Origin of the sequence: Marinobacterium halophilum, from assembly GCF_003014615.1 — a bacterium.
Classification (GTDB): Bacteria; Pseudomonadota; Gammaproteobacteria; order Pseudomonadales; family Balneatricaceae; genus Marinobacterium; species Marinobacterium halophilum.
The window spans coordinates 113,960-135,422 of the sequence record NZ_PYGI01000007.1; the positions used below are offsets into that span (position 1 = coordinate 113,960).

The window sequence follows — 21,463 nt, forward strand, 5'->3', positions numbered from 1 at the left end:
CTCTGAGTAATGTGGATTGAACAGGTTACCTTATCAGGACTGCCGATATTGGGTAGAGCCTGAATGTGTTTCAAGGCGTACGCAAGCAGTTGGGTGATTGGTTCAATGGGGGCGTGCTCATTTGCTATTGGAATCAATGAGTTTGCACATGCAGTCAATAATGACTATTTATATCGTAAATATTCTTTGCTTCGCTCCAAAAATTCCGGTGAGTGGGGCGTTATGTACAAGGGGGGAATCAGTGCTTAGACCCGTCGTTCAGGAAGAAACCAGCGGCTGCGGAATTGCGTCGGTGGCCAATATTCTGGGTAAAACCTACGCGGAAATGAAAGTCGTGGCGAATGCGATGGGGATTTATGCCGAAGATACATCGCTTTGGTCGGATACCCAGTATGTGAGGGAGATGCTGTCCATTGCCGGTGTCGAGACGTCTGCCGATGAAATTCCGTTTGAATCATGGGACGGCTTGCCTGATCTGGCGCTACTTTCGATCAAGCACCACACGGAAGACGGCAGAAATTTCTGGCACTGGGTTGTTTTCAAGCGCACGGATGGTCAAGCGTTTGTTTTGGATTCAGCAAGTTACCTGCCATCCAACATTCGAACAGACTTCGATGAAATGCAGCCCAAGTGGTTCATTGAGGTCACGCATGCTTAATAAACCGCAGTAGACTCTTTTCAATCTCTGCCTTTTCCTGCGGCTGGCGGGTCAGTATTTCCAGTCGTGAGTCGCGCCGCCAGGCTGATTCGCTAACACTGGCGGGTTGGTTGGCGTTGCGGTTATAGCTGACCCAGGCATGGCCAATTTTCACGACGGCTTTAAGCCGGACGATTTCATTCAGGCCGTCCAGGTAAGCCTGCACGCTGGGCCAATCGAAGGCGTCGTCGGCGGTGAAGATCCAGCCATAACTGTAATATCCGTCATGGTTGCCGCTTTTGCAGATCGGCTTGCCGGGCATGGGGCGTTCTGGCGTGGTGATCGGTTGTAGCAGGTGTGGTGCTGGCGTGGCGGCTGCATGGGCCTGTGGATAAGTAGCCTGGCGCTGGCTCAGGTGGTCCAGATCCAGCCATGCCGGGTCGAGCTGTCCCTGTGTCACCTGCTGAATGGCGGCCTTGGGCGGGAACAGGTTGGCCGACAGTGCGGAGGCTTCTTCAATCTCTTCGGCACCGGCCAGATCGGTACGGTTGAGTACGACCATGTCGGCGAGGTTGAGCTGGTCAATAAAGCCGGGCTGGCGTATCACCTCGGGCTGGTGCAGTACCATTGGGTCGAGCAGGCAGATGATGGTGCGCAGGTCGAGCACGGTGCGGAACTGTTCATTCTGCAGCGTATCGATGATGCGTGCAGGGTGGCCCAGGCCGGTGGGTTCAATCAGCAGGCGGTCAGGGCGAAAGCGGCGCAGCAATGTCGCCAGCGTGATCGGCAGGCTGGGACCCAGGGCGCAACAGAGGCAACCGCCTGCCAGCTCTTTCACTTCGATGCCGTCCTGCTGTTCGATCAGGCCGCCATCAATGCCGATCTGGCCAAACTCGTTGACCAGTACCGCCCAGCGTTCGCCTTCGGGTTTGTGCGTAAGCAGGTGGTTGATCGCGGTGGTTTTACCGGTGCCAAGAAAGCCGGTAATGATGTTGGTGGGGACATGTTGAATTGCTGGCTGGCTCACGCGGAGGCTCCCTGAATGTTACAGGGTAACGATTGTGAGCCAGCCGCCGCCGACTGGCAAGTTCAGGCGCAGACCTTTTCGTGTTTACGCTTGGCTTCCAGATAACGCGGCATGGGGCCGATATCTTCGTAGACCGGTTCGTCATCCTCGACCCTGATTACGCGGGTTCCCTGCTTGTACGGCATGTGGGCTTCAATATCGGTAAGGATTGTATGCAGCAGAATCGGCGTCAGTTCGACGATATCCATACCGTAAACCTCAGCCAGTGCCTGCAAGCGCACCATATCTTCGCGGTTGATCGGCAGGGTGACGGTCTGCAGATGCGTCTGTTGCCGTGAATGTTGTTCCAACCGCTCGAGCAGGGCGGTGATGTGGCTGTCGGGCATAATATGCATCCTCTTGCTGGAACAGGACGCCCCGGGGGGCACTCCCGTTCAGCATAGTCGACGGCTCATCGCCCTGCATGGCGTTAACGCTTGATGAAACCTTTCGTATTCAGGAAGGGCAGCATGTGCGGGCGCGCTTCTTTCACCAGCATGCCGGAGATCTGCTCACTCCAGCTCATTTCCTTGTTGCCACCGGTGCGGGTGCGATAGTACTCGCGCACGCTTGCGTCATAGGCAGCGATGCGTTCTGCGTCGGCACTGTCATCGTAACGGTCGTGCTTGAGGACTACGTCCAGCGGCAGTCGCGGCTTCACTTCCGGGTTTTGATCCGGCTGGCCGAGGCAGAGGCCAAAGACCGGATACACCAGTTCCGGCAGTTCCAGCAGGTCAGCAACCGCTGCAATCTGGTTGCGCAGACCGCCGATATAGACCCCGCCCAGTCCCAATGATTCAGCTGCGACCATGACGTTCTGGGCGAACAGAGCGCAGTCGAGGGACGCGGTCAGGAACTGTTCGGTATAGCCGGACAGCATCTCGGCATCGTGCATGCCACAGGCCAGCTGGTGGCGTTTCATGTCGGCACAGAACACCAGAAAGACAGGGGCGGCAGCAACGTATGGCTGGTTACCGGCCATCTCGGCCAGGGCATCACGGCGTTCGCCCTGGCTGACCTGGATAACAGTGCAGGCCTGAATGAAGCTTGAGGTGGCGGCAGCCTGACCGGCCTGGACCAGTGCATCCACGGTGGCCTGGTCGATCGGCTCTGCGGTGAACTTGCGGATGGAACGGTGACTATTCAGCAGGTCGATCATCGGGTTCATGGATCTCTCTCCGTTAATGAGGGTGGCGCGATTATACATGGATCAGGCGGAAGGTCAGGTTGATGCGCGGGTGCTGGCAGCGTTTTGTCCGTGGCAGGCAGTGCTGCCAGTGGTGCTGAGTGGGGCCGGCCATCAACAGCAGGGAACCGTGCTCCAGCGTGAGTGCATGGGTGTCACGGCTGGCGCTATGGCGCAGGCGAAAGCGGCGAGGTGCACCCAGACTGACCGAGGCGATCAGCGGGTTCTGGCCCAGCTCCGGCTCGTTATCGGCGTGCCAGCCCATGGCGTCCTGACCGTCGCGGTAGAGGTTGAGCAGCAGGGCATTGAACGGCCGATCACATAGCGCTTCCAGTTTCTGTTTCAGTGGCAGCAGCGCGGGTAGCCAGGGGGCTGCGTTCATGCGCAGGCCTGAATAGGTGTAGCCGATGCCTGCGTCCGCCTGAAAGGCCTGCAGACGCGGGATCGGGTGTTCCTTGCCGAACAGGCGGATGCGGTCCTGCCGCCAGGTAACCGCATGCAGCAACTCCGCCAACAGCGCATCGGCATCGGCGGGACGCATAAAGTCAGGCTGGTAGCGGATATCGGCGTCGGGCAGTAACAGGTCAGTCGGTATCATGGTGGGCAAGCAGTTCCTGCACGGCCTCGGCGATGGGTTCAGCGATATCGATCTGGTTGCTCAGGTGCGGGATGCAGGCAGTGGTCACTACATCGGCCACTTCGGTGAGTTGGCTGTAGGCATCTCCGGCGAAAATGCCGTGCACACCGATGGCAACGGGGCGGGGCAGGCCAGCGGCTTGCAGGTGCTTGATCGTTTCCAGCATGGTGCGCCCGCTGGAGATGATGTCATCCACCAGCACGGGGGTGCGTTGGGCAGCATCTTCCAGATCGGGCAGTGATACGCTGACGTCATAGTCGCCGCGACGTTCTTTCTGTAGCACCTGAAAGGGGGCACCGGCCAGCTCTGCTACCTGGGAGACCCACTGCTCACTTTCGCTGTCCGGTCCGATCAGCAGGGGGTGGGTGATGTGGGTCTGAATCCAGCGTGCGATCAGGGGCGCGGCCGGTACCACGCGGGACGAAATACTGTAGATCTCATCCAGCGAGTCATAACGGTGCAGATGCGGGTCGACGGTCACCAGATAATCGAAGGCGGCTGACAGTAACCTGGCGAAGGGGCGTGAGCTGACGCATTCCCCCGGGTGAAAGCGTTTGTCCTGACGCATGTATGCCAGGTACGGGGTGACCAGGCCGACGCTGCGGGCACCGCACTCGCGCAGCGTGTCGGCCAGAAACAGCAGGCGCAGGGTGCGTTCGTCCGGGTGGAACAGGTTACACAGGATCACGCAGTCCTGCCCCGCGCAGTCGGAATGCACGCGCAGGTAACTTTCGCCATCGGGGAAACGGCGCTGTTCCAGTATGCCGGCCTGAGCGTCGAGCAGGCGGGTCAGTTGAGAGGCCAGCGCAGGATCTGAATCGGGATTGAAAAGCAGCATGATTAAGGCTGTCCTCCTTGGGGATCAGTGTCCAGTTGGATGACCTGGACGTGGTCGTTGAGATACTCCACCGCGTAGTTGAGTTCCCCGGCATTTTCAGCATGAATCATCATCAGGATATCCCGGCACTCCACTTCATCACCCAGTTTGACGCAGATTTCCACGCCCGCGGCCGGGTCCGCCGGTGCGCCTGCCAGTTTGGCGATCTTGGCCAGAATACGGTTGTCGATCTGGTGCACACGGCCCTTGCGCTCGGCGACCATGGCATAGCGATAATGGGCGACAGGTGGTTGCCGCAGCCCACCCTGGGCTTTACAGATGGCGCGGAATTTGGCCCAGGCCGCGCCGCTGGTCAGCGTTTCCTCGGCGAGCACAACGCCTTCTTCCGGGGTCATGTGGTTGGCCATCGATAGCATTGCACCTGCGACCTGCGTTGCGCGGGTGCGCAAGTCCTGAGGCGCATCAGACTTGTTCTGTAGCACGGCCAGCAGATCATGAGCCTCCAGTGCCGGGCCGATGCCACGCCCGACCGGCTGGCTGCCATCGGTGAACATGACCTGAAGTGTGAGCCCCAGCTGGCTGCCGACAACGCGGAAACTCTCGGCCAGGCGCTCGGCAGCGTCCTGGCTGCGGACCTTGGCGGTCGGGCCGACCGGAATGTCGATCAATACATGGGTGGCACCGGCGGCGATCTTCTTCGACAGTACCGAGGCGATCAATTGGCCTTCACTGTCGATGTCCAACGCTCGCTCCACCTGAATCAGCAGATCGTCAGCGGGGCTCAGACGCATGGCTCCGCCCCAGGCCAGACAGCCACCTTCACTGTCAACGACTCGGCGCATCTGTTCCAGTGTCAGGCTGACTTCGGTCAGCGTTTCCATGGTGTCGGCGGTACCGGCCGGCGAGGTAATCGCCCGTGACGAGGTTTTGGGAACCGTCAGGCCACAGGCGGCCAGAATGGAGACCACGATGGGGGTAGTGCGGTTTCCGGGCAGGCCGCCGACGCAGTGTTTGTCGACGACCAGCGGCAGCTGCCAATTGATCGTGCTGCCGGATTTGACCATTGCCTGGGTCAGTGAGGTGATCTCCTGATCGCTCAGGCTGTCGTCACCACAGGCGGTAATGAAGGCCGCCAGATGCACGTCGGCATAGCGACCATCGACGATGTCGTTGATGATGCTTTGAAACTGCAGATCGTCGAGCTCATGTCCGTAGACCTTGGCTCGCACATGAGACAGTGACTGTACCGGCTTGGGGTGGGACAGCCAGATGGAGTCGGCGGTATTCAGCTGCAGTCGTTGCCAGGCAGAGTCGGAAAAGCCGACTTCATCGTCGGCCAACAGTTCACCGGTAACGATATTGAGTGACGCGATCAGATGCAGATCATGGTGCGTTGTGATCAGGACCCGTGACAGGCTTTCAAAGCCTTCCGAGCGGCAGACATGGCTGTGCGCCGGCAAATACAGCGTGGGTTCATGGTGGGTGTCGATGCCCATTCGGCGTGCCTTGAGCGGTGCCATCCGTTCGGGGGTCAGCATCATCATCGGCGTGTCTCCTTGTGATCCGGCCAAGTCATCAGTGTAACGCAACTAAGCTTACGGCGGATAATACCGATGCCCAGACAGCACTGTCGGGAGTACGGCCCGACTGTTAGAATGCGCGATTAGACTTTGGATCTACATACTGGATGCGAGCACAGCATATGGAACGCCGTTACCGTTTGGTTCTTTCCTGCCCGGACCGCGTGGGCATTGTATCGATGGTCAGTAACTTTATCTCCAGCCATGGTGGCTCGATCACCGACGCCAACCAGCACTCCGATACGAGTACCGGCTGCTTTTTCATGCGGGTCGAGATCAGTGCGGCCACACTGCCATTTTCCCTGGAGCAGCTGAAGGAGGCGTTTGCGCCGATCGCGGCCTCCTTCCAGATGGAATGGGAAATTCATGATTCGGCCCGTCCCAAGCGGGTGGTGTTGATGGCCAGCCGCGAGTCGCACTGCCTGGCTGACTTGCTGTACCGATTCCACAGCAACGAGCTGTTCTGTGAGATCGCCTGCGTGATCTCCAACCACGATGATCTGCGCAGCATGGTGGAATGGCATGACATTCCCTATCACCATGTCCCGGTTGATCCGGCCGACAAGACACCGCACTTTGCCGAGGTCAATCGACTGATTGAAGCGCATGAGGCCGATGTCGTAGTGCTGGCGCGTTACATGCAAATTCTGCCGCCGGATCTGTGCGAGCGTTACCCGCACCGGATCATCAACATTCATCACAGCTTCCTGCCGTCGTTTGCCGGTGCCAAACCCTACCATCAGGCTCATGAGCGTGGGGTAAAGCTGATCGGTGCAACCTGCCACTATGTCACCCAGGATCTGGATGCCGGGCCGATCATTGATCAGGATGTGACCCGTATCAGCCACCGTGACTTGCCGGAAGATATGGTACGCCTGGGACGTGATGTGGAGAAAACCGTACTGGCCCGTGGCCTGCGTTGGCATCTGGAAGATCGTGTGCTGGTAGAGGGCAATAAAACCGTCGTATTTGCCTGATGGCGGCGATGACTGACTGGACTACTATAAAGGTAAAGGCCGGTCGGCGTGGATTGACCATGGCCGCACACTGGAAACGGGAGACCAAGGGATGCTGAGATCCGTAAAAGCACAGGATTACATGGCGACCAATCTGATTTCGTTCAGCCCGGAAACGCAGTTGTTTGATGCCATTCGGGCATTGCAGGAGTACGGCATATCGGGAGCGCCGGTCGTGAATCCCGAAGGCCAGTTGGTCGGCATGTTGTCGGAGCTGGATTGCCTACAGGCAATACTGACCCAAACCTATCACGAAGAAGAGATGGGCAGCGGCGGGCATGTGCGTGATTACATGACCGTCCAAGTGGATACCGTGGCCCATGATGCCGATCTGACGACTGTTGCGCGCCAGTTCATTGAACGTGGTCGTCGTCGCTTGCCGGTCGTGCATAATGGTCGGCTGGTCGGGCAGATCAGCCGAGGTGACATACTGCGTGCGGTTGAGGAGTTTGCCAAAGATGGTTGAGTTACACGGCAGGTCCGCTCATGCGTGACTGGTTGCCTGAAGCGCCGGTATTGTTTTATCCGTCACTGGCGCGTGAGCTGGGCAGTGACGAAGCATTGCTGTTGACGATTTATCACGATTACGCTCGCCATGCCGGTATGCATGCCGACGATGGCAGTGTCGAATGTATTCTGCCGCACAGCCGCTGGTTGCAGCTGGCCGACTTCTGGACTGAAGCACGTTTACGCACCGCGACAGAAAGCCTGGCGCAACAGGGCTGTTTGCAGGTCAGTCTGAATCAGGGTGGCAGTGTACGCTTGCGTTTGCTGCCGCGTGCAGCCGCTGCGCCTGTTGTTGTGGAACCCGAAGAGCAGCAGGATGTGGCGCCTGCGTCCGTACAGCAGCTGCCGGTCTATGATGCGCCGCCATCACGGCCCGTGCGACGCAATACCATGATGGAACGCAAGGGGCCGGCGCCCACATTCGGTGGCAGTATCGGCTGGCGTCGACACAAGGACGAACTGCAGGCCATCTTCGAGCAGGCTGAAGAGCGCAATCTGCAACTGCAGTCGATGGTGCTCGGATGGCAGCCGTCCGACATGTTTCACGCAATGTTGCCGCGTCATGCCATTCCCACCGAATTTGCCACCGGTTGTCTGGACGAATTCGTGTTGTACTGGCTCGACAAGGACCGCAAGGAAAGCAACTGGGACCAGAAATTTCTGGCCTGGGTCAAACGCGAGTGGGTCAAGAAGCAGACACGGGACGCGCGCGAGCAGCGTTACGAACAGGAACGTCAGCCAGTAAGTGGGGGCAGTCATGAAAACACCCGCGGAGATTCTCGGGAAAAACGCAAACGGATTACCGCAGCCATCATGGACATCAAGGACACCGACTGGTAGGTCGGATGCGCCTTCGCCCTCGGCCATCAGTGCGCAGACCAAAACACTGGTCAACATGATCTTTGCCCGTTTCATGGCCATATACGGACACAAGTTCAAAAGCTGTTTCGAAACCGAAAACGAGCTGCGCCTGGCCAAGCGCGAATGGGCGATGAGTCTGGATGGTTATGGTGAGCAGGAACTGGTGGCGGCGGTCAATCGCTGTAAGGAAACCACCTCCTGGATGCCCAGCATCGCCGAGTTCCTCGACATTTTGCGCGATATCAATGGCGACTTCGGCCTGCCCGGTTTACGGGATGCCTATGCGGAAGCGTGTCGGCATGCCGAGCATCCGACGCGGCATCGCTGGTCACACCCGGCGGTGTATTACGCCGGTCGGGAAACCGACTGGTTTCTGCTGCGCAGTGAAGAAGAAAGCCGGGCCTTGCCGGCGTTCCGTTATCACTATGAGGTGATCTGCCGTCGTGTACGTGCCGGTGAAACCCTGGATCAGCCGGTACCGGTGGCACTGGAAGACAAGCAGGCCAACACCGTGGCCGACTTTATTCAGCGCTTTACCGCTGAGCATGGGCTGACGCCGGAAGAGGGGGCTACTTTGCTGTTTTATCTGACCCTGCCGCGTAGCAGTCGCACCCGCAAGCGTTTGCAGGCGCAGTCACAGCATAAGCTGGAGCAGCGCGGCCTGACGATCCGGTTACCGGACGAGGCCTGCTGATCCGGTTGGTTCAGTGAGCCGGTGGCGTATCGAAGGTCTGGCCGAACATCTCGCCAATTGCCTGACTTAATGCGTCGCTGCGGTCCGGGTTGCGGAATGCCTGCAGAATCAGGGCGCGGTGGACCGGCATGAACATCAGTTCGGCCAGAATGCGGCTGAAGCCCGTCTGTCCCGCTTCACCCTGCGCCAGTTGTTCCAGGAATACCGACAATACTTCGGGGGCCATTAACGCAGTTTCGCAACGGGTGGCAATCACGGTGATGACCTCCGGTTGAGTTGCGTGGACGCTCGCCAGTACCGACAGTACCCAGGCCTGCTTGGCGGATTCGTCGCTCATGTTGGACAGCGCCCGGCACAGGGCTGCCACTCGATTACTGTTGTCAGTCGCGAGTGCATGATTCAGCTGGGCATGCAGTGCCTGCTGCAGTGCGCCACTCGGCCGGGTGTGTTCCAGTAACGGGCACAGCGTTTCCAGCACGGCGGCGGGCATATCGGCCAGGCGTTGGCACAGGGCGCGCTCATTGTCGTCCTGATCCAGTCGTGCGATGACATCGGCCAGGCCCTGATAGGCCAGTGACTGCCATGCATCCAGTGGCAGTTGTCCGTTGAACCAGGCGTGAGCACGTTCATAGTGCGGGGATGCCGGCGCTTTCATTTCGCGGGCGGCCAGGGCGTGGAAGGCAGCCATGCGGCTCTGGTCCGGTGTGAAGGAGTACGGATTATCCTTGAGCGCATCCTCGTCCAGTTGACCGTTCTGGCTATTGATAACATTTTGCAGCAGACGTTTGAGCAGGTCGTCACGCGCAGCCGGTGCTACCAGTCCCTGTTCATCCAGCGGAAGACGCAGAAACCAGACCGCATTTTCCTGCTGCCGTTTCGGGTTCCAGATCAGCAGTGCCATCCAGGCCAGGTGTTGAAAGGGGCTGGGGTAGGGCAGCTGCGAATCCTCGATACGGCGAAACTGGTCGAGTGACAGCTTGCTGATGCGGCGGCCCATGTCGAACACGCGCAACGCCGCGCCGGTGGAGCGCAACAGTTCAGTAATGGAGTCGGGCAGAGTGTTTTCAGCAGACATACAGATCCACAACGTAATGATGAAGTTTGCCGTTATCTTACCATTTCAGCGAGTGCGCTGCCCTCGCACTTTACGAGCAGGCCGTTGTGATGAGCCGAGGGTTTGTAACCGGCCTATGTTAAATTATCTTTATGTCATGCCAAAAGGACCGTTGTAGTCATGATCCTGACCCTGCTATTTGCCAGTGCGATGCTGTTGATCAGTATTGTTCTCAGTCCGTTGTCCAACCGTATCGGCATGCCGGTACTGCTGCTGTTTCTCGGCGTCGGTCTGCTGGCGGGACAAACCGAGATGGGTCAGCTGCTGTCCGCCGACGTGGACAGCACCTTTCTGGTCGGTCACCTGGCGCTGGCCATCATTCTGCTGGATGGCGGCATGCGCACCCGGATCGAAACCTTCAGGGTGGGCCTGAAACCGGCGCTTTCTCTGGCAACCTTCGGGGTGGTGATCACCGCGGCACTGACCGGTTTGGCGGCACACTGGATTCTGGACCTGCCGCTGCTGCCGGCACTGTTGATCGGCACCATTATCTCCTCGACTGACGCGGCGGCCGTGTTTGCGCTGTTACAGAATCACGGGTTGCGCCTCAATCAGCGTGTCAGTGCCACGCTGGAGATTGAGTCTGGCAGTAACGACCCGATGGCGATCTTCCTTACCATTATTCTGCTGGAGCTGATCACCCGCGAGACACCGCCCGGCGTGATGGAAGCAGGGTTGTTGCTGGTTACCCAGCTGGGGTTGGGTGCATTGGGTGGATTGGCCGGTGGCTGGTTGCTGGCGCGACTGTTGCCGCGGCTGGCGCTTCAACCCGCGTTCTATCCGCTGCTGGTGACAGCGGCCGGTTTAACCGTATTTTCACTGGTTGGCCTGCTGGATGGCAGTGGTTTTCTGGCGATCTACTTGATGGGGATCCAGATTGGCAACCGTGGTCTGCGCAAGCTGGACGATATTCTGCAGGTGCATGATGGGCTGGCCTGGCTGGCGCAATTGAGCCTGTTCCTGATGCTGGGCCTGCTGCTGTCCCCGCATGAAAAGCTGGATTATGTCGGCGAAGGGCTGGCGCTGGGGGCGGTATTGATCCTGTTCGCCCGTCCGCTGGCGGTATTCATCAGTCTTTGGCCGTTCGGGTTTCGCTGGCGCGAGCAGGTATTTATCGCTTGGGTCGGGTTGCGGGGGGCGGTACCGATTGTGCTGGCGCTGTTTCCGTTGATGGCTGATATCGAACATGCGGCGCTGTTTCCGATCATCGCGTTCATCATTGTTACCCTGTCGCTGTTGTTGCAGGGCGCGACGCTGGCACGGGTGGCGCGCTGGTTAAAGCTGGAGTTGCCCACGGAGCCTGCAGCCACACACCGGTTAAGCCTCGACTGGTCACCGGCGCATTACCACCGGTTAATGGTGTTCGAGCTGGATGGCGAACACTGGACGCCACCCCGTAATCTGCAGGGGGTACGCCTGCCCCCGGATATTGTGCTGACGGCAGTGTTGCGAAATGGCCAGCTGATACCGTATGAGCCCGACCTCAAATTGCAAAGTGGCGATCAGCTTGCGGTGATTGGCGAGGAAGGGGCGGAAAAGCCGCTGGCGCGGCTGTTCAGTTCGGTGGCGTCGATCCCGGCCTTGAAGGAAAGTACCTTCTTTGGTGCCTTTGAACTCAACGGCAATGTGCAGCTGCAGGCGCTGGCTCAGAACTTCGGCCTCGAGATTGATCCGGCCCTGCAGCCATTGAGCGTGGCTGAGTACATTGCATCCTGCCTGCACGTGCCGCCGGTGGAAGGCGACCGTGTTGCGCTAGGCTCGATCCAGTTGGTGGTCAAGGTATTGGAAGACGGCAAGGTTAGCCGCGTTGGTCTAAAGTTCTGATCCCTGTCGCTGACAGTATGGGGTTGACGTGGTTTAATTGCGCGCGATTAGGCAAGGAAGTAAAGGGAGTCATCTGTGATTGAAGCCGTTTGGATCATCTTCGCATTCGTGCTGGGGATGGGGGTCAAGTTGGTCGGATTGCCGCCGTTGATCGGTTATCTGGCTGCCGGGTTCGCCATTGTGGCGGCCGGCGAATATACCGGTATTCCGGTGCAGGGCACGGAGGCGCTGAGCCATCTGGCTCACCTGGGCGTATTGTTGCTGCTGTTTACGGTCGGGCTGAAATTGAAAGTGCGCAACCTGGTGCGTCCGGAAGTGATCGGCGGCGGAGTGCTGCACTTTGCAATATCCATCGCCATGTTCACACCGGCATTGCACTGGATTATGGGGCTGGAATGGTACACCGCGATGATGTTGGCGGTGGCGCTGTCGTTCTCCAGCACCGTTTTGGCGGCGAAGGTGCTTGAATCCAAACGCGAGCTGAGAGCCTTTCATGGTCGGGTGGCGATCGGCATCCTGATTGTTCAGGACCTGCTGGCACTGCTGGTACTGGCATTGGCCAGTGGCCAGACGCCATCGCCCTGGGCGCTGCTGATTTTTGCCATGCCGCTGCTGCGTCCGCTGTTCTACAAACTGTTGGATATCAGTGGGCATGAAGAGTTGCTGGTGCTGTTGGGTCTGTTACTGGCGCTGGTTGTCGGCGGCAAGGGCTTTGAACTGGTCGGTCTCAGCTCTGAACTGGGGGCGCTGGCGTTCGGTGCGCTGCTGTCCAGTCATCGCCGGGCAGGTGAGTTGTCGCAGTCGTTGTGGAGCATCAAGGAAGTGTTCCTGGTGGGCTTCTTCCTGCAGATTGGTATGGGCGGTTTGCCGGATGCCAATGCGCTGGTGTTTGCGCTGGTGATGGGGCTGGTGTTGCCGCTGAAGGGGATTCTGTTCTTTTTCCTGCTGTTGCTGTTCAAGTTGCGTGCACGCAGCGCATTTCTGTCTGGCTTAAGCCTGACCAACTACAGCGAATTCGGTTTGATCGTGGCCAGCATCGTCTTGCCCGAGTGGCTGATTCCGCTGGCTATTGCGGTTTCCGTCTCGTTTTTGGTATCGGCACCGCTGTATCGTCTGGCGCATCCGCTCTATGACCGTTTCGGTCACTTTCTGTCCCGTTTCGAGCGTCAGGGTTTTCATCCGGACGAGCAGCCGCTGTCATTGGGTGATGCCGAAATCCTGATTATCGGTATGGGCCGTACCGGTACGGCAGCCTATGATCATCTGAAGCAGCGCGGCATCCCGATGGTGGCGCTGGACTCGGACCCCGCGAAGGTGGAAACGCATGCCAAGTGCGGACGTAATGTGGTCTTTGCCGATGCCGAGGATGTGCAACTGTGGAAGAACCTGCAGGCACCGAAGCTTAAGCATGTCATTTTGGCGGCCAACGATGTGGAGGCCAAGGTGACGGCGGCGCGACAGTTACGTCAGGCCGGGTTTGAAGGGATTATCGTGGCGCACAGCATGTTTGCCGATCATGCCGAAGCGATCACGGCCGCTGGTGCCGATCATACCTATCAGACCATGGCGGAAACCGGGGTGGGTTTGGCCGAGCATATTTTCAGTGAATCACGACGCAAGGAAGAAGCGCTGATCTGATCAGCGCGGCTTCTCGCCGGAGCGGTCAGCCTTGCCGCTCCCGTCTTGTACGTTCTGCTTTTCCACTGCGGCTTTCGGCACAGCCGCATCCGGTTTACCCTTGCTGTCGGGGCTGCGTGAAGTCTGCAACAGTACCAACATGTATTCCAGTTGTTGCTCGATGTTCTCCAGCCGATTTTCCAGTCGGGTGATACGGTTCAGGTTCTGGCGTTCGCGTTCGGCGATTTCGCCTTCGTCCTTCTCGATGAAGAACACCGAGAAGCTGGCGGTTAATAACGAAAACATGCAGATCCCCACCAGAATCAGCAGGGAGCCGAACAGGCGGCCCTCGTTGGTGCTGGGCACCAGATCGCCATAACCGACCGTGGTCATGGTGACCCATGCCCACCAGATGCCGTCGATGGGGCCGTCAAATGCCGGGTCCAGTGCCGCAATCAGGAAGCCTGAAATCACCAGAAACAGCAGGCAGATCAACAGGGTTGTGCCCAGATTGTGGCGCGCCAGAATCGAGCGCAAGTCCCGTGAGACCTTGAACAGAATGCCGACCATGACCAGCAGCCTCAGGCTGCGGATGGCACCGGCATAGAAGGAATAGTCGCCCAACAGGGCGGGCAGTCCGGCGCAGATAATCACCAGACTCATCCAGTTTTGCTTCAGGTAGCGGCTGCGATCATCGACGACGCAGAGCATTAGCCCCATTTCGGTGACGAAGCCAAGCCAGATCACCCAGTCGGTGATCTGGTGAGTCATGCCGTTGACGATACCGTCGGCACGCAGGTACCAGTCGACCAGAATCCACAGCGCCAGTATCAGCATCGGCCATTCCAGACGCTTGCCCCAGCGTTTGGCCCGAGCGTTCTCGGCCTTGCTGACACCGCCAAATCCCATACGAAACATCAGCGAGTGGTGTGTGTCGTAGCTCATCGGCGGCGGCCTGTCCCTGGTTTAGTGGTGTACGCGCAGCTGCATATCCAGCTGGCCGATCAGTGCGATCAGATGACGTGTATCTTCACGCATCTGCTTGAACACTTCTTCGGCCATCGGCACTATTTCGCTGTTCTGCGGCAGCGGCAGTTGCTGTTGGATCATCATTTCCAGTCGCGGCAGCAGTAACCACTGTACCCACTCATTGAAATCGAGCGTATCGACACAGAATGGCTGGGTGCTGGCCAGAGCCTCCGGGGCCGGAGGCTGTTGTTGCCACAGGCCTATATTCTGCATTTCGCTGCGGATTTCGATCAGCAAGGCGCTGACCTGCTGGTGTTGGCTCATCAATTACTCCTTGCGCGCGGCTTTGAGGGTGTCGGCGATCAGGAAAGCCAGCTCCAGTGACTGGTCGGCATTGAGGCGCGGGTCACACTGGGTGTGATAGCGATCGGCCAGACCTTCTTCAGTGATCTGGTAGGCACCACCGATACACTCGGTCACATTGTTGCCGGTCATCTCGAAATGTACGCCGCCGGCATGGGTGCCTTCGGCGTTGTGGACTTCGAAAAAGCCCTTCATTTCGGTGAGAATGGCGTTAACACTGCGGGTCTTGTAGCCACTGGACGCCTTGATGGTGTTGCCATGCATCGGGTCGGAGCTCCACACGACATGGTGGCCGCTGGCCTTGACCGCACGGACCAGTGGCGGCAGCATTTCAGTAATGCGGTCGGCACCCATGCGTGCGATCAGGGTAATGCGGCCCGGAATCTGGGACGGATTGAGGATGTCGAGCAGGCGCAGCAGGTCGTCAACCTGAGTGCTCGGACCAACCTTGATGCCGACCGGGTTGCGTACGCCGCGCAGGAACTCCACGTGGGCATGATCCGGCTGGCGGGTGCGGTCACCGATCCAGAGCATGTGCGCCGAGCAGTCGTACCAGTCGCCGGTCAGGCTGTCCTGACGGGTCAGTGCCTGTTCATAGCCCAGCAGCAGTGCCTCGTGCGAGGTGTACAGGCTGGTTTCTTTCAGCTGCGGGGTGTTGGCCGAGCTGATGCCACAGGCTTCGATGAACGCCATGGTCTGGTCGATCTGATCGGCCAGATGCTGGTATTTCTCGCCCTGCGGGCTCTGCTGTACGAAGCCCTGAGTCCACTGATGTACCTTGTGCAGGTCGGCAAAGCCGCCGGTGGCAAAGGCACGCAGCAGGTTCAGTGTGGCAGAGGACTGATGGTAGGCCGACAGCAGGCGCTGTGGGTCCGGTGTGCGAGCTTCGGCGGTGAAGGCGATGTCGTTGATAATGTCGCCGCGGTAGCTGGGCAGCTCAATGCCATTGATTGTTTCGGTGTCGGTCGAGCGCGGCTTGGCGAACTGGCCGGCCATGCGGCCGATCTTGACCACCGGGCAGCTGCCGGCAAAGGTCATCACCACTGCCATCTGCAACATCAGCTTGAAGGTGTCACGGATCTTGTTGGCATTGAACTCGGCAAAGCTTTCGGCGCAGTCGCCGCCTTGCAGCAAGAACGCCTTGCCTTCGGCCACCTGGGCCAGGTCAGCGGTTAGAGAGCGAATCTCGCCGGCAAACACTAGCGGCGGATACTCGCCAAGCACCTGTTCGACCCGATACAGGGCGTCCTGATCAGGGTAGGTCGGGTGCTGTTTGATCGGCTTGTTACGCCAGCTGTCGGGAGTCCAGAGTTCCATTTTGCTCTCACTACTTAACTGATTAACTGAACCCATGATAGTACCGTAAATACGGCGTAACGACAGCCCGGCCGTGCGTTCTGTTCTGTTGGCAGGTGCGGTTGCGCATTCGCAAGGCCTGAGTGAGCCGGTATACTGATGCGTTATTCTGTTGATGCCCGAGTGCCAAGGATTTCATGACTGCCATACTGTTTCGTGTTTCACGTTTGTATATTCGCCAGCAGCAGGCCAAGCAGCTGTTGTGGGTCCTGCTGATGCTGGTTCTGGTTGCGGGTAGTGGCTATTTCTTAACTCGTGCCGAAGCGGTGGTTGATTATTTGCTGCCGGTACTGGGTGTTGCTGCTTGTTCAGCGTATCTGGTCAAACTGGTGCAGCTGCTGAAGCGTGGTGCGTCCGGGTATCCAGACGTTGAAGTGGACGCATCGGCAGGCACCTTGAAGGTGCTGCAGGAGACGCCGGTGGTGTTGAATCTCAGCAACATTCTGAACATGCGTATTCAGGTTGCACTCACGCGGGTGCTGGCGATTACCTTGGTCACGGAAGCCGGTGAGCAGCTGCGGCTGGAGGGGTATGAGCGAATTGATGAGCTGGTGGCTGCACTGGAAGCTGTGCTGCCGGAGGATCGTGTGATCCGTACCCGGCTGCGTTATTGACGGCTGCGTTCAGGCGCTGCGGATGCCATTGAGGTTGTGGAACGTAACCTCGCGGGCAGTATTGAGGAAGTCGACCATGAAGTCGGCATCCTTTTGATCCTCACGCATGGCAGCGTAGAGGGTGCACCATAATCCCTTCTCACCCAGCGGGCGGGCAGCAATATACTCGCGCTGCAGGTACTCATGGGCGGCCCAGTTGGGCAGGGCAGCAATGCCTCGGCCGCTGGCGACCAGCTGCATGATCATCATGGTCAGCTCGGCAGTCCGGATCTCGGCGGGTTCGATATCCACGGGGTCGAGGAAGCGGGTGAATAGATCCAGACGGTCCCGTTCGACCGGATAGGTGATGAGCGTTTGCCCTTCAAAGTCTCGCGGCTGGATAAAGCGTTTGCTGACCAGTGGATGCTGGCGTCCCATGACCAGAATGGACTCGTAGCTGAACAGCGGCACATAGTGGATGCCGGTCCGCTCTTCCGGGTCTGAGGTGATGACCAGATCCAGGTCGCCACGGGCCAATGCTGGCAGTGGCTGGAAGCTGAAGCCGGTGGACAGGTCCAGCTCGACCTCTGGCCAGTGTTGCCGGAAGTGGTCGATGGTCGGCATCAGCCAGTCGAAACAGCTGTGGCATTCAATGCAGATGTTGAGGCGACCGGTTTCGCCGCCCGCGAGGCGCATGATGTCGCGCTCCGCACTGCGCACCATCGGCAACAGTTCATCCGCCAGCGCCAGCAGGCGCTGGCCTGCGCTGGTGAAACAGATCGGGCGTGTCTTGCGGATGAATAGGGAGCAATTGAGCCGCTCCTCAAGATCCTTGATCTGGTGGGACAGGGCGGATTGGGTCAGGTGGATGCGCTCGGCGGCCTCGACCAGACTGCCTGCGTCGCGCAAGGCGGCAAGCGTTTTCAGGTGACGAATCTCGATCATGCCCACCCCTCAGGTTGTGGATAACAGCCAGTATAGTAGCGAATGCGCAAGTCTGGCGAGGGCGGTAGCCAGCAGGCTACCGCAACCCGTCTCAGGATTTGACCAGCAGGAATTCCAGCAGTGCTTTTTGCGCGTGCAGGCGATTCTCGGCTTCGGCAAAAACCACCGAACGCGGGTCTTCCAGCATATCTTCGCTGACTTCTTCGCCGCGGTGTGCGGGCAGGCAGTGCATGAACAGTGCATCGTCTTCGGCCAGATCCATCAGCGCAGGCGTGATCTGGTAGCCACGGAACTCACGGATGCGTTCACGCTGCTCGTCTTCCTGGCCCATTGAGGCCCAGACATCGGTTACTACCAGATGAGCGCCATCGACCGCTTCTTCCGGGTTTTCGAACACGTTCACGCGGTCGCTGTTGCGTGCCACCAGTTCTGTGTTTGGGGCGAAGCCTTCAGGGCAGGCGATGTTCAGTTTGAAGTCGAACTGGCGTGCGGCGTTGATGTAGGAGTGGCACATGTTGTTGCCATCACCGACCCAAGCGACGGTCTTGCCCTTGATGGAGCCGCGGTGCTCGATGAATGTCTGCATGTCGGCGAGCAGCTGGCAGGGGTGGTAGTCATCGGTCAGGGCATTGATGACCGGTACCTTGGAGTAGCGGGCGAAGGTCTCAACCAGTTCATGGCTGAAGGTCCGAATCATCACCACGTCGACCATGCTGGAGATGACGCGGGCGCTGTCTTCGACTGGTTCGCCACGGCCCAGCTGGGTGTCGCGCGGCGACAGGAACATGGCATGGCCACCGAACTGCGCCATGCCGGCTTCGAAGGAAACGCGGGTGCGGGTCGAAGCCTTTTCGAAGATCATTGCCATGACCTTGTTTTTCAACGGCTCGTAAGTTTCGCCTGCGTCGCGCATCTGCTTGAGAATAATGGCGCGCTGTACGATCTGCTGCAGCTCTTCAGGGGTCATGTCCAGCAGCGTCAGAAAATGTCGTGTACTCATAAGTATGTCGGTCGGCGGCCTGGGCCACCGGCTCCCGGTGTCAGTTGAATAAAAGGGACTCAGTTGGCGCTATCGCGTTCTTCACCGGCATAAACCCGGATCAGCTGAGCCACGGTATTGACCATGAGGTCGGCATCATGGTCGGTCATTATTAGAGGGGGCAGCAGGCGAACGACACGGCCACCGCCGGTGACGTTCAGCAGGATGCCCTTGATCTTGGCCAGCACGACCAGCTCGCTGCCGGCTTCGGTCAGCTCGATGCCGATCATCAGGCCCTTGTTGCGGACCTCTTGCACGTAAGGGGCGTCGCCGAACTGCTCGCGGAATCCGTGGGCAATGCGTTCGCCCAGTGCTGCGGCGCGCTGGCACAGGTTGTCCTGTTCGATGGTGTTGACCACGGCCAGAGCTGTTGCGCAGGCCAGTGGATTACCACCATAGGTCGTACCGTGGCTGCCGGGGGTAAAGGTTTCGGCAGCGATGCCGCGGGCCAAGCAAGCACCAATCGGGAAGCCGTTGCCAAGCCCTTTGGCGGTGGTGACCACGTCGGGCAGTATATCGTTGTGCTGGTAAGCAAAATAGCGACCGGTACGGCCGTTGCCGGTCTGGACTTCGTCAAGCATCAACAGCCATTCCTGCTCGTCGCAGATCTGGCGGAGATGATTCAGGTAGTCCGGTGCGGGAATATGGATGCCACCTTCGCCCTGCACGGGTTCGACCAGAATGGCGACTACGTTGCTGTTGTCGCGGGCAACCTGGCGTACGGCGTCGACATCATTGTAGGGAACCTGGATAAAGCCGCTGACCAGTGGCTCGAAGCCCTGCTGGGTAGCGCGGTTGCCGGTCGCGCTCAAGGTTGCCATGGTACGGCCATGGAACGACTGCTGCATGACGATGATGGTCGGGGTGTCAATATTGCGGTTGTGGCCGTAGCGGCGGGCAAGTTTGATGGCCGCTTCGTTTGCTTCGGCACCGGAGTTGGCAAAAAAAGCGTTTTCCATGCCGGAGATACGGGTCAGCGCCGCTGCCAGAGCTTCCTGCTGCTTAATGGTATAAATGTTGGAGCAATGTACCAGTTTGGCGGCCTGTTCGCTGATGGCGCGCGTTACGGCCGGATGAGCATGGCCAAGCCCGGTGACGGCGATACCGCAGAGCGCGTCCAGGTACTTGTTACCGTCGGTGTCATACAGCCAGGCCCCTTCACCATGTTCAAAGGCGACCGAGAGCCGATTGAAAACATTCATCAATGGTTGCGTAGCCATGGGCGTCTCCCTACAACGCAAAAAGGCAGCCACGGCTGCCAGTAAAACAAACATTCTATGAGCAGCAACCGTGTTTGGCAATTCAATCATCGGCTGGAGGTCAATAAAACTGCGTCCAAGGGTTGAAAAAAACGGGAAATGGAGCAATACAAAAGACAGGCAGAGATAAGTTGTCGGGTCTAACTTGAGTGGAACGCTGGGTTATATGTTAAGCTTCGAGGCAGGCTGGATTTCACAGTTAGACAGATATAAAGGTGTATAGATGAGTGTAGTCGATACAATCAAAGAGCAGATCGAAAACAACGCAATTCTGCTTTATATGAAAGGTACTCCTCGCTTCCCGCAGTGCGGTTTTTCATCGCGTGCCGTTGAGGCTGTGATGTCCTGTGGCGAGCGTTTTGCGTTTGTAAACATCCTTGAGAACCCTGAAATTCGTGCCGAGCTGCCCAAATATGCCAACTGGCCGACTTTTCCCCAGCTGTGGATCAATGGTGAGCTGGTCGGCGGATGCGATATCATTTGCGAAATGGCGGCCAACGGCGAGCTGAAGGAAATGATTACGGCAGTTGCACCTGCGGGTGATGACGCTCAGGCGTAAATGATTATTCAGGCGGTGTGCCGGCTGTGTGGTCGGTGGACTGTCATTGGTTTCGACAAGTCGTACAACCCTAGCGAAGGAGAATAGAAGCATGGGCGTATTGGTAGGTAAGCAGGCTCCTGATTTCAATGCAGCAGCGGTTCTGGGCGATGGCCAGATTGTTGATACATATAACCTGAAAGAAGCGATCAATGGCAAATACGGCCTGATCTTCTTCTATCCGCTGGACTTCACCTTTGTGTGCCCGTCTGAGCTGATCGCACTGGATCACCGTATGGATGCGTTCCAGGAGCGTGGCGTTGAGGTGATCGGTGTCTCTATCGATTCCCAGTTCACTCATAACGCATGGCGTAACACCCCGGTTAACGAAGGCGGTATTGGTCAGGTCAAGTACACCCTGGTTGCTGACGTTAAGCACGAAATCTGCAAGGCATACGACGTTGAAGCTGAAGGCGGCGTTGCGTTCCGTGGCGCGTTCCTGATCGATGCGAACGGTGTTGTACGTTCTCAGATCGTCAATGACCTGCCGCTGGGTCGTAACATGGACGAGCTGATTCGTCTGGTTGATGCGCTGCAGTTCCACGAAGAGCATGGTGAAGTGTGCCCGGCGGGCTGGAACAAGGGTGACAAGGGTATGAACGCCTCTCCTGAAGGTGTTGCCAAGTACTTGGCTGAAGAATCTGGCAAGCTGTAAATTTGCCTTGTTGTGGCGGCGGCTCGGGTAGTTGACGAGTTGCTGGCAGACGAAAAAAATCCGGAGCTCTCGCAAGAGGCTCCGGATTTTTTATGCCACCGAGGTTGTC

General features: G+C 58.4%; 23 protein-coding genes. 10 read left to right on the forward strand and 13 right to left on the reverse strand.

Features of this window, described 5'->3' with window-relative positions; genetic code table 11:
• Nucleotides 1-241: 241 nt before the first annotated feature.
• Nucleotides 242-658, forward strand: a complete 417-nt coding sequence (locus CLV44_RS06545) for a hypothetical protein (protein ID WP_106591359.1) — start codon at nt 242-244, stop codon at nt 656-658.
• Here the strand turns inward: CLV44_RS06545 and CLV44_RS06550 are convergent.
• From CLV44_RS06550 to CLV44_RS06575, 6 genes are all read right to left on the reverse strand, one after another.
• The gene (locus CLV44_RS06550) at nt 645-1,664 is read right to left on the reverse strand and encodes a CobW family GTP-binding protein (RefSeq protein ID WP_245912624.1); all 1,020 of its coding nucleotides are present in this window, start codon (nt 1,662-1,664) and stop codon (nt 645-647) included. The genes CLV44_RS06545 and CLV44_RS06550 overlap by 14 nt on opposite strands.
• 62 nt (nt 1,665-1,726) lie before the next feature.
• A complete protein-coding gene (locus CLV44_RS06555) occupies nt 1,727-2,050 on the reverse strand; it encodes a hypothetical protein (protein WP_106591311.1) in 324 nt (107 codons plus the stop codon).
• A gap of 83 nt (nt 2,051-2,133) precedes the next feature.
• The gene (gene nfsA, locus CLV44_RS06560; RefSeq protein WP_106591312.1) at nt 2,134-2,871 is read right to left on the reverse strand and encodes an oxygen-insensitive NADPH nitroreductase; all 738 of its coding nucleotides are present in this window, start codon (nt 2,869-2,871) and stop codon (nt 2,134-2,136) included.
• A 31-nt stretch (nt 2,872-2,902) separates the two neighbouring features.
• Nucleotides 2,903-3,487: an alpha-ketoglutarate-dependent dioxygenase AlkB family protein gene (locus CLV44_RS06565; protein WP_106591313.1), complete on the reverse strand. Its 585-nt coding sequence runs from the start codon at nt 3,485-3,487 to the stop codon at nt 2,903-2,905.
• Complete coding sequence (locus tag CLV44_RS06570) at nt 3,474-4,364, reverse strand: ribose-phosphate pyrophosphokinase (RefSeq protein WP_106591314.1); 891 nt, start codon at nt 4,362-4,364, stop codon at nt 3,474-3,476. The genes CLV44_RS06565 and CLV44_RS06570 overlap by 14 nt, the downstream gene beginning before the upstream one ends.
• Nucleotides 4,365-4,366: 2 nt before the next feature.
• On the reverse strand, nt 4,367-5,905 hold the full coding sequence (locus CLV44_RS06575) for a thymidine phosphorylase family protein (RefSeq protein ID WP_170069286.1): 1,539 nt from the start codon (nt 5,903-5,905) through the stop codon (nt 4,367-4,369).
• Between the two features lie 161 nt (nt 5,906-6,066).
• On the opposite strand from CLV44_RS06575, the gene purU reads away from it, so the two are divergent.
• From purU to CLV44_RS06595, 4 genes are all read left to right on the forward strand, one after another.
• On the forward strand, nt 6,067-6,921 hold the full coding sequence (gene purU, locus CLV44_RS06580; protein ID WP_106591316.1) for a formyltetrahydrofolate deformylase: 855 nt from the start codon (nt 6,067-6,069) through the stop codon (nt 6,919-6,921).
• A gap of 91 nt (nt 6,922-7,012) precedes the next feature.
• A complete protein-coding gene (locus tag CLV44_RS06585; protein ID WP_106591317.1) occupies nt 7,013-7,426 on the forward strand; it encodes a CBS domain-containing protein in 414 nt (137 codons plus the stop codon).
• Nucleotides 7,427-7,446: 20 nt separating this feature from the next.
• Nucleotides 7,447-8,307 carry a DnaT-like ssDNA-binding domain-containing protein gene (locus CLV44_RS06590; RefSeq protein WP_106591318.1) on the forward strand — a complete coding sequence of 287 codons (861 nt, stop codon included), beginning with the start codon at nt 7,447-7,449 and terminating at the stop codon, nt 8,305-8,307.
• A gap of 55 nt (nt 8,308-8,362) precedes the next feature.
• The gene (locus CLV44_RS06595) at nt 8,363-9,022 is read left to right on the forward strand and encodes a replication protein P (RefSeq protein ID WP_106591319.1); all 660 of its coding nucleotides are present in this window, start codon (nt 8,363-8,365) and stop codon (nt 9,020-9,022) included.
• Between the two features lie 10 nt (nt 9,023-9,032).
• Here CLV44_RS06595 and CLV44_RS06600 read toward each other — a convergent pair whose 3' ends face one another.
• Complete coding sequence (locus tag CLV44_RS06600) at nt 9,033-10,097, reverse strand: DUF3549 family protein (RefSeq protein ID WP_106591320.1); 1,065 nt, start codon at nt 10,095-10,097, stop codon at nt 9,033-9,035.
• A gap of 159 nt (nt 10,098-10,256) precedes the next feature.
• On the opposite strand from CLV44_RS06600, the gene CLV44_RS06605 reads away from it, so the two are divergent.
• Both CLV44_RS06605 and CLV44_RS06610 read left to right on the forward strand, forming a co-directional pair.
• Nucleotides 10,257-11,960: a potassium/proton antiporter gene (locus tag CLV44_RS06605; RefSeq protein ID WP_106591321.1), complete on the forward strand. Its 1,704-nt coding sequence runs from the start codon at nt 10,257-10,259 to the stop codon at nt 11,958-11,960.
• Between the two features lie 75 nt (nt 11,961-12,035).
• Nucleotides 12,036-13,598: a cation:proton antiporter family protein gene (locus CLV44_RS06610; protein WP_106591322.1), complete on the forward strand. Its 1,563-nt coding sequence runs from the start codon at nt 12,036-12,038 to the stop codon at nt 13,596-13,598.
• Here the strand turns inward: CLV44_RS06610 and CLV44_RS06615 are convergent, their stop codons facing one another.
• From CLV44_RS06615 to CLV44_RS06625, 3 genes are read right to left on the reverse strand one after another with little or no spacing between them, the layout of a single operon-like run.
• On the reverse strand, nt 13,599-14,522 hold the full coding sequence (locus tag CLV44_RS06615) for a potassium channel family protein (RefSeq protein WP_106591323.1): 924 nt from the start codon (nt 14,520-14,522) through the stop codon (nt 13,599-13,601).
• Nucleotides 14,523-14,543: 21 nt separating this feature from the next.
• The gene (locus tag CLV44_RS06620) at nt 14,544-14,870 is read right to left on the reverse strand and encodes a YqcC family protein (protein ID WP_106591324.1); all 327 of its coding nucleotides are present in this window, start codon (nt 14,868-14,870) and stop codon (nt 14,544-14,546) included.
• 3 nt (nt 14,871-14,873) lie between these two features.
• The gene (locus CLV44_RS06625) at nt 14,874-16,226 is read right to left on the reverse strand and encodes a class II 3-deoxy-7-phosphoheptulonate synthase (protein WP_106591325.1); all 1,353 of its coding nucleotides are present in this window, start codon (nt 16,224-16,226) and stop codon (nt 14,874-14,876) included.
• Nucleotides 16,227-16,402: 176 nt separating this feature from the next.
• Here CLV44_RS06625 and CLV44_RS06630 point away from each other — a divergent pair, with 176 nt between their 5' ends.
• The gene (locus CLV44_RS06630; protein ID WP_106591326.1) at nt 16,403-16,879 is read left to right on the forward strand and encodes a hypothetical protein; all 477 of its coding nucleotides are present in this window, start codon (nt 16,403-16,405) and stop codon (nt 16,877-16,879) included.
• 9 nt (nt 16,880-16,888) lie between these two features.
• Here CLV44_RS06630 and CLV44_RS06635 read toward each other — a convergent pair whose 3' ends face one another.
• From CLV44_RS06635 to CLV44_RS06645, 3 genes are all read right to left on the reverse strand, one after another.
• Entirely contained in the window at nt 16,889-17,803 is a 915-nt protein-coding gene (locus tag CLV44_RS06635) for a LysR family transcriptional regulator (RefSeq protein ID WP_106591327.1), read from the reverse strand.
• A 91-nt stretch (nt 17,804-17,894) separates the two neighbouring features.
• Nucleotides 17,895-18,803 (reverse strand): ornithine carbamoyltransferase, encoded by a 909-nt coding sequence (argF, locus tag CLV44_RS06640; protein WP_106591328.1) that lies wholly within the window; start codon nt 18,801-18,803, stop codon nt 17,895-17,897.
• A 59-nt stretch (nt 18,804-18,862) separates the two neighbouring features.
• Entirely contained in the window at nt 18,863-20,062 is a 1,200-nt protein-coding gene (locus CLV44_RS06645) for an aspartate aminotransferase family protein (protein WP_106591329.1), read from the reverse strand.
• A 262-nt stretch (nt 20,063-20,324) separates the two neighbouring features.
• On the opposite strand from CLV44_RS06645, the gene grxD reads away from it, so the two are divergent.
• Both grxD and CLV44_RS06655 read left to right on the forward strand, forming a co-directional pair.
• Nucleotides 20,325-20,660, forward strand: coding sequence for a Grx4 family monothiol glutaredoxin (grxD, locus tag CLV44_RS06650; RefSeq protein WP_106591330.1), 336 nt, complete (start codon nt 20,325-20,327; stop codon nt 20,658-20,660).
• Between the two features lie 91 nt (nt 20,661-20,751).
• Entirely contained in the window at nt 20,752-21,354 is a 603-nt protein-coding gene (locus CLV44_RS06655; RefSeq protein ID WP_106591331.1) for a peroxiredoxin, read from the forward strand.
• Nucleotides 21,355-21,463: the final 109 nt, after the last annotated feature.

Excerpts from the sequence above, each read along its gene's own strand:
- CLV44_RS06605 (WP_106591321.1), top strand. The coding sequence starts at position 10,257 with ATGATCCTGACCCTGCTATTTGCCAGTGCGATGCTGTTGATCAGTATT.
- CLV44_RS06630 (WP_106591326.1), top strand. The coding sequence starts at position 16,403 with ATGACTGCCATACTGTTTCGTGTTTCACGTTTGTATATTCGCCAGCAG.
- argF (WP_106591328.1), bottom strand. The coding sequence starts at position 18,803 with ATGAGTACACGACATTTTCTGACGCTGCTGGACATGACCCCTGAAGAG.
- purU (WP_106591316.1), top strand. The coding sequence starts at position 6,067 with ATGGAACGCCGTTACCGTTTGGTTCTTTCCTGCCCGGACCGCGTGGGC.
- CLV44_RS06575 (WP_170069286.1), bottom strand. The coding sequence starts at position 5,905 with ATGATGCTGACCCCCGAACGGATGGCACCGCTCAAGGCACGCCGAATG.
- nfsA (WP_106591312.1), bottom strand. The coding sequence starts at position 2,871 with ATGAACCCGATGATCGACCTGCTGAATAGTCACCGTTCCATCCGCAAG.
- CLV44_RS06600 (WP_106591320.1), bottom strand. The coding sequence starts at position 10,097 with ATGTCTGCTGAAAACACTCTGCCCGACTCCATTACTGAACTGTTGCGC.
- CLV44_RS06615 (WP_106591323.1), bottom strand. The coding sequence starts at position 14,522 with ATGAGCTACGACACACACCACTCGCTGATGTTTCGTATGGGATTTGGC.
- CLV44_RS06645 (WP_106591329.1), bottom strand. The coding sequence starts at position 20,062 with ATGGCTACGCAACCATTGATGAATGTTTTCAATCGGCTCTCGGTCGCC.
- CLV44_RS06625 (WP_106591325.1), bottom strand. The coding sequence starts at position 16,226 with ATGGAACTCTGGACTCCCGACAGCTGGCGTAACAAGCCGATCAAACAG.
- CLV44_RS06595 (WP_106591319.1), top strand. The coding sequence starts at position 8,363 with ATGATCTTTGCCCGTTTCATGGCCATATACGGACACAAGTTCAAAAGC.
- CLV44_RS06655 (WP_106591331.1), top strand. The coding sequence starts at position 20,752 with ATGGGCGTATTGGTAGGTAAGCAGGCTCCTGATTTCAATGCAGCAGCG.
- CLV44_RS06620 (WP_106591324.1), bottom strand. The coding sequence starts at position 14,870 with ATGAGCCAACACCAGCAGGTCAGCGCCTTGCTGATCGAAATCCGCAGC.
- CLV44_RS06565 (WP_106591313.1), bottom strand. The coding sequence starts at position 3,487 with ATGATACCGACTGACCTGTTACTGCCCGACGCCGATATCCGCTACCAG.
- CLV44_RS06635 (WP_106591327.1), bottom strand. The coding sequence starts at position 17,803 with ATGATCGAGATTCGTCACCTGAAAACGCTTGCCGCCTTGCGCGACGCA.
- CLV44_RS06555 (WP_106591311.1), bottom strand. The coding sequence starts at position 2,050 with ATGCCCGACAGCCACATCACCGCCCTGCTCGAGCGGTTGGAACAACAT.
- grxD (WP_106591330.1), top strand. The coding sequence starts at position 20,325 with ATGAGTGTAGTCGATACAATCAAAGAGCAGATCGAAAACAACGCAATT.
- CLV44_RS06590 (WP_106591318.1), top strand. The coding sequence starts at position 7,447 with ATGCGTGACTGGTTGCCTGAAGCGCCGGTATTGTTTTATCCGTCACTG.
- CLV44_RS06585 (WP_106591317.1), top strand. The coding sequence starts at position 7,013 with ATGCTGAGATCCGTAAAAGCACAGGATTACATGGCGACCAATCTGATT.
- CLV44_RS06570 (WP_106591314.1), bottom strand. The coding sequence starts at position 4,364 with ATGCTGCTTTTCAATCCCGATTCAGATCCTGCGCTGGCCTCTCAACTG.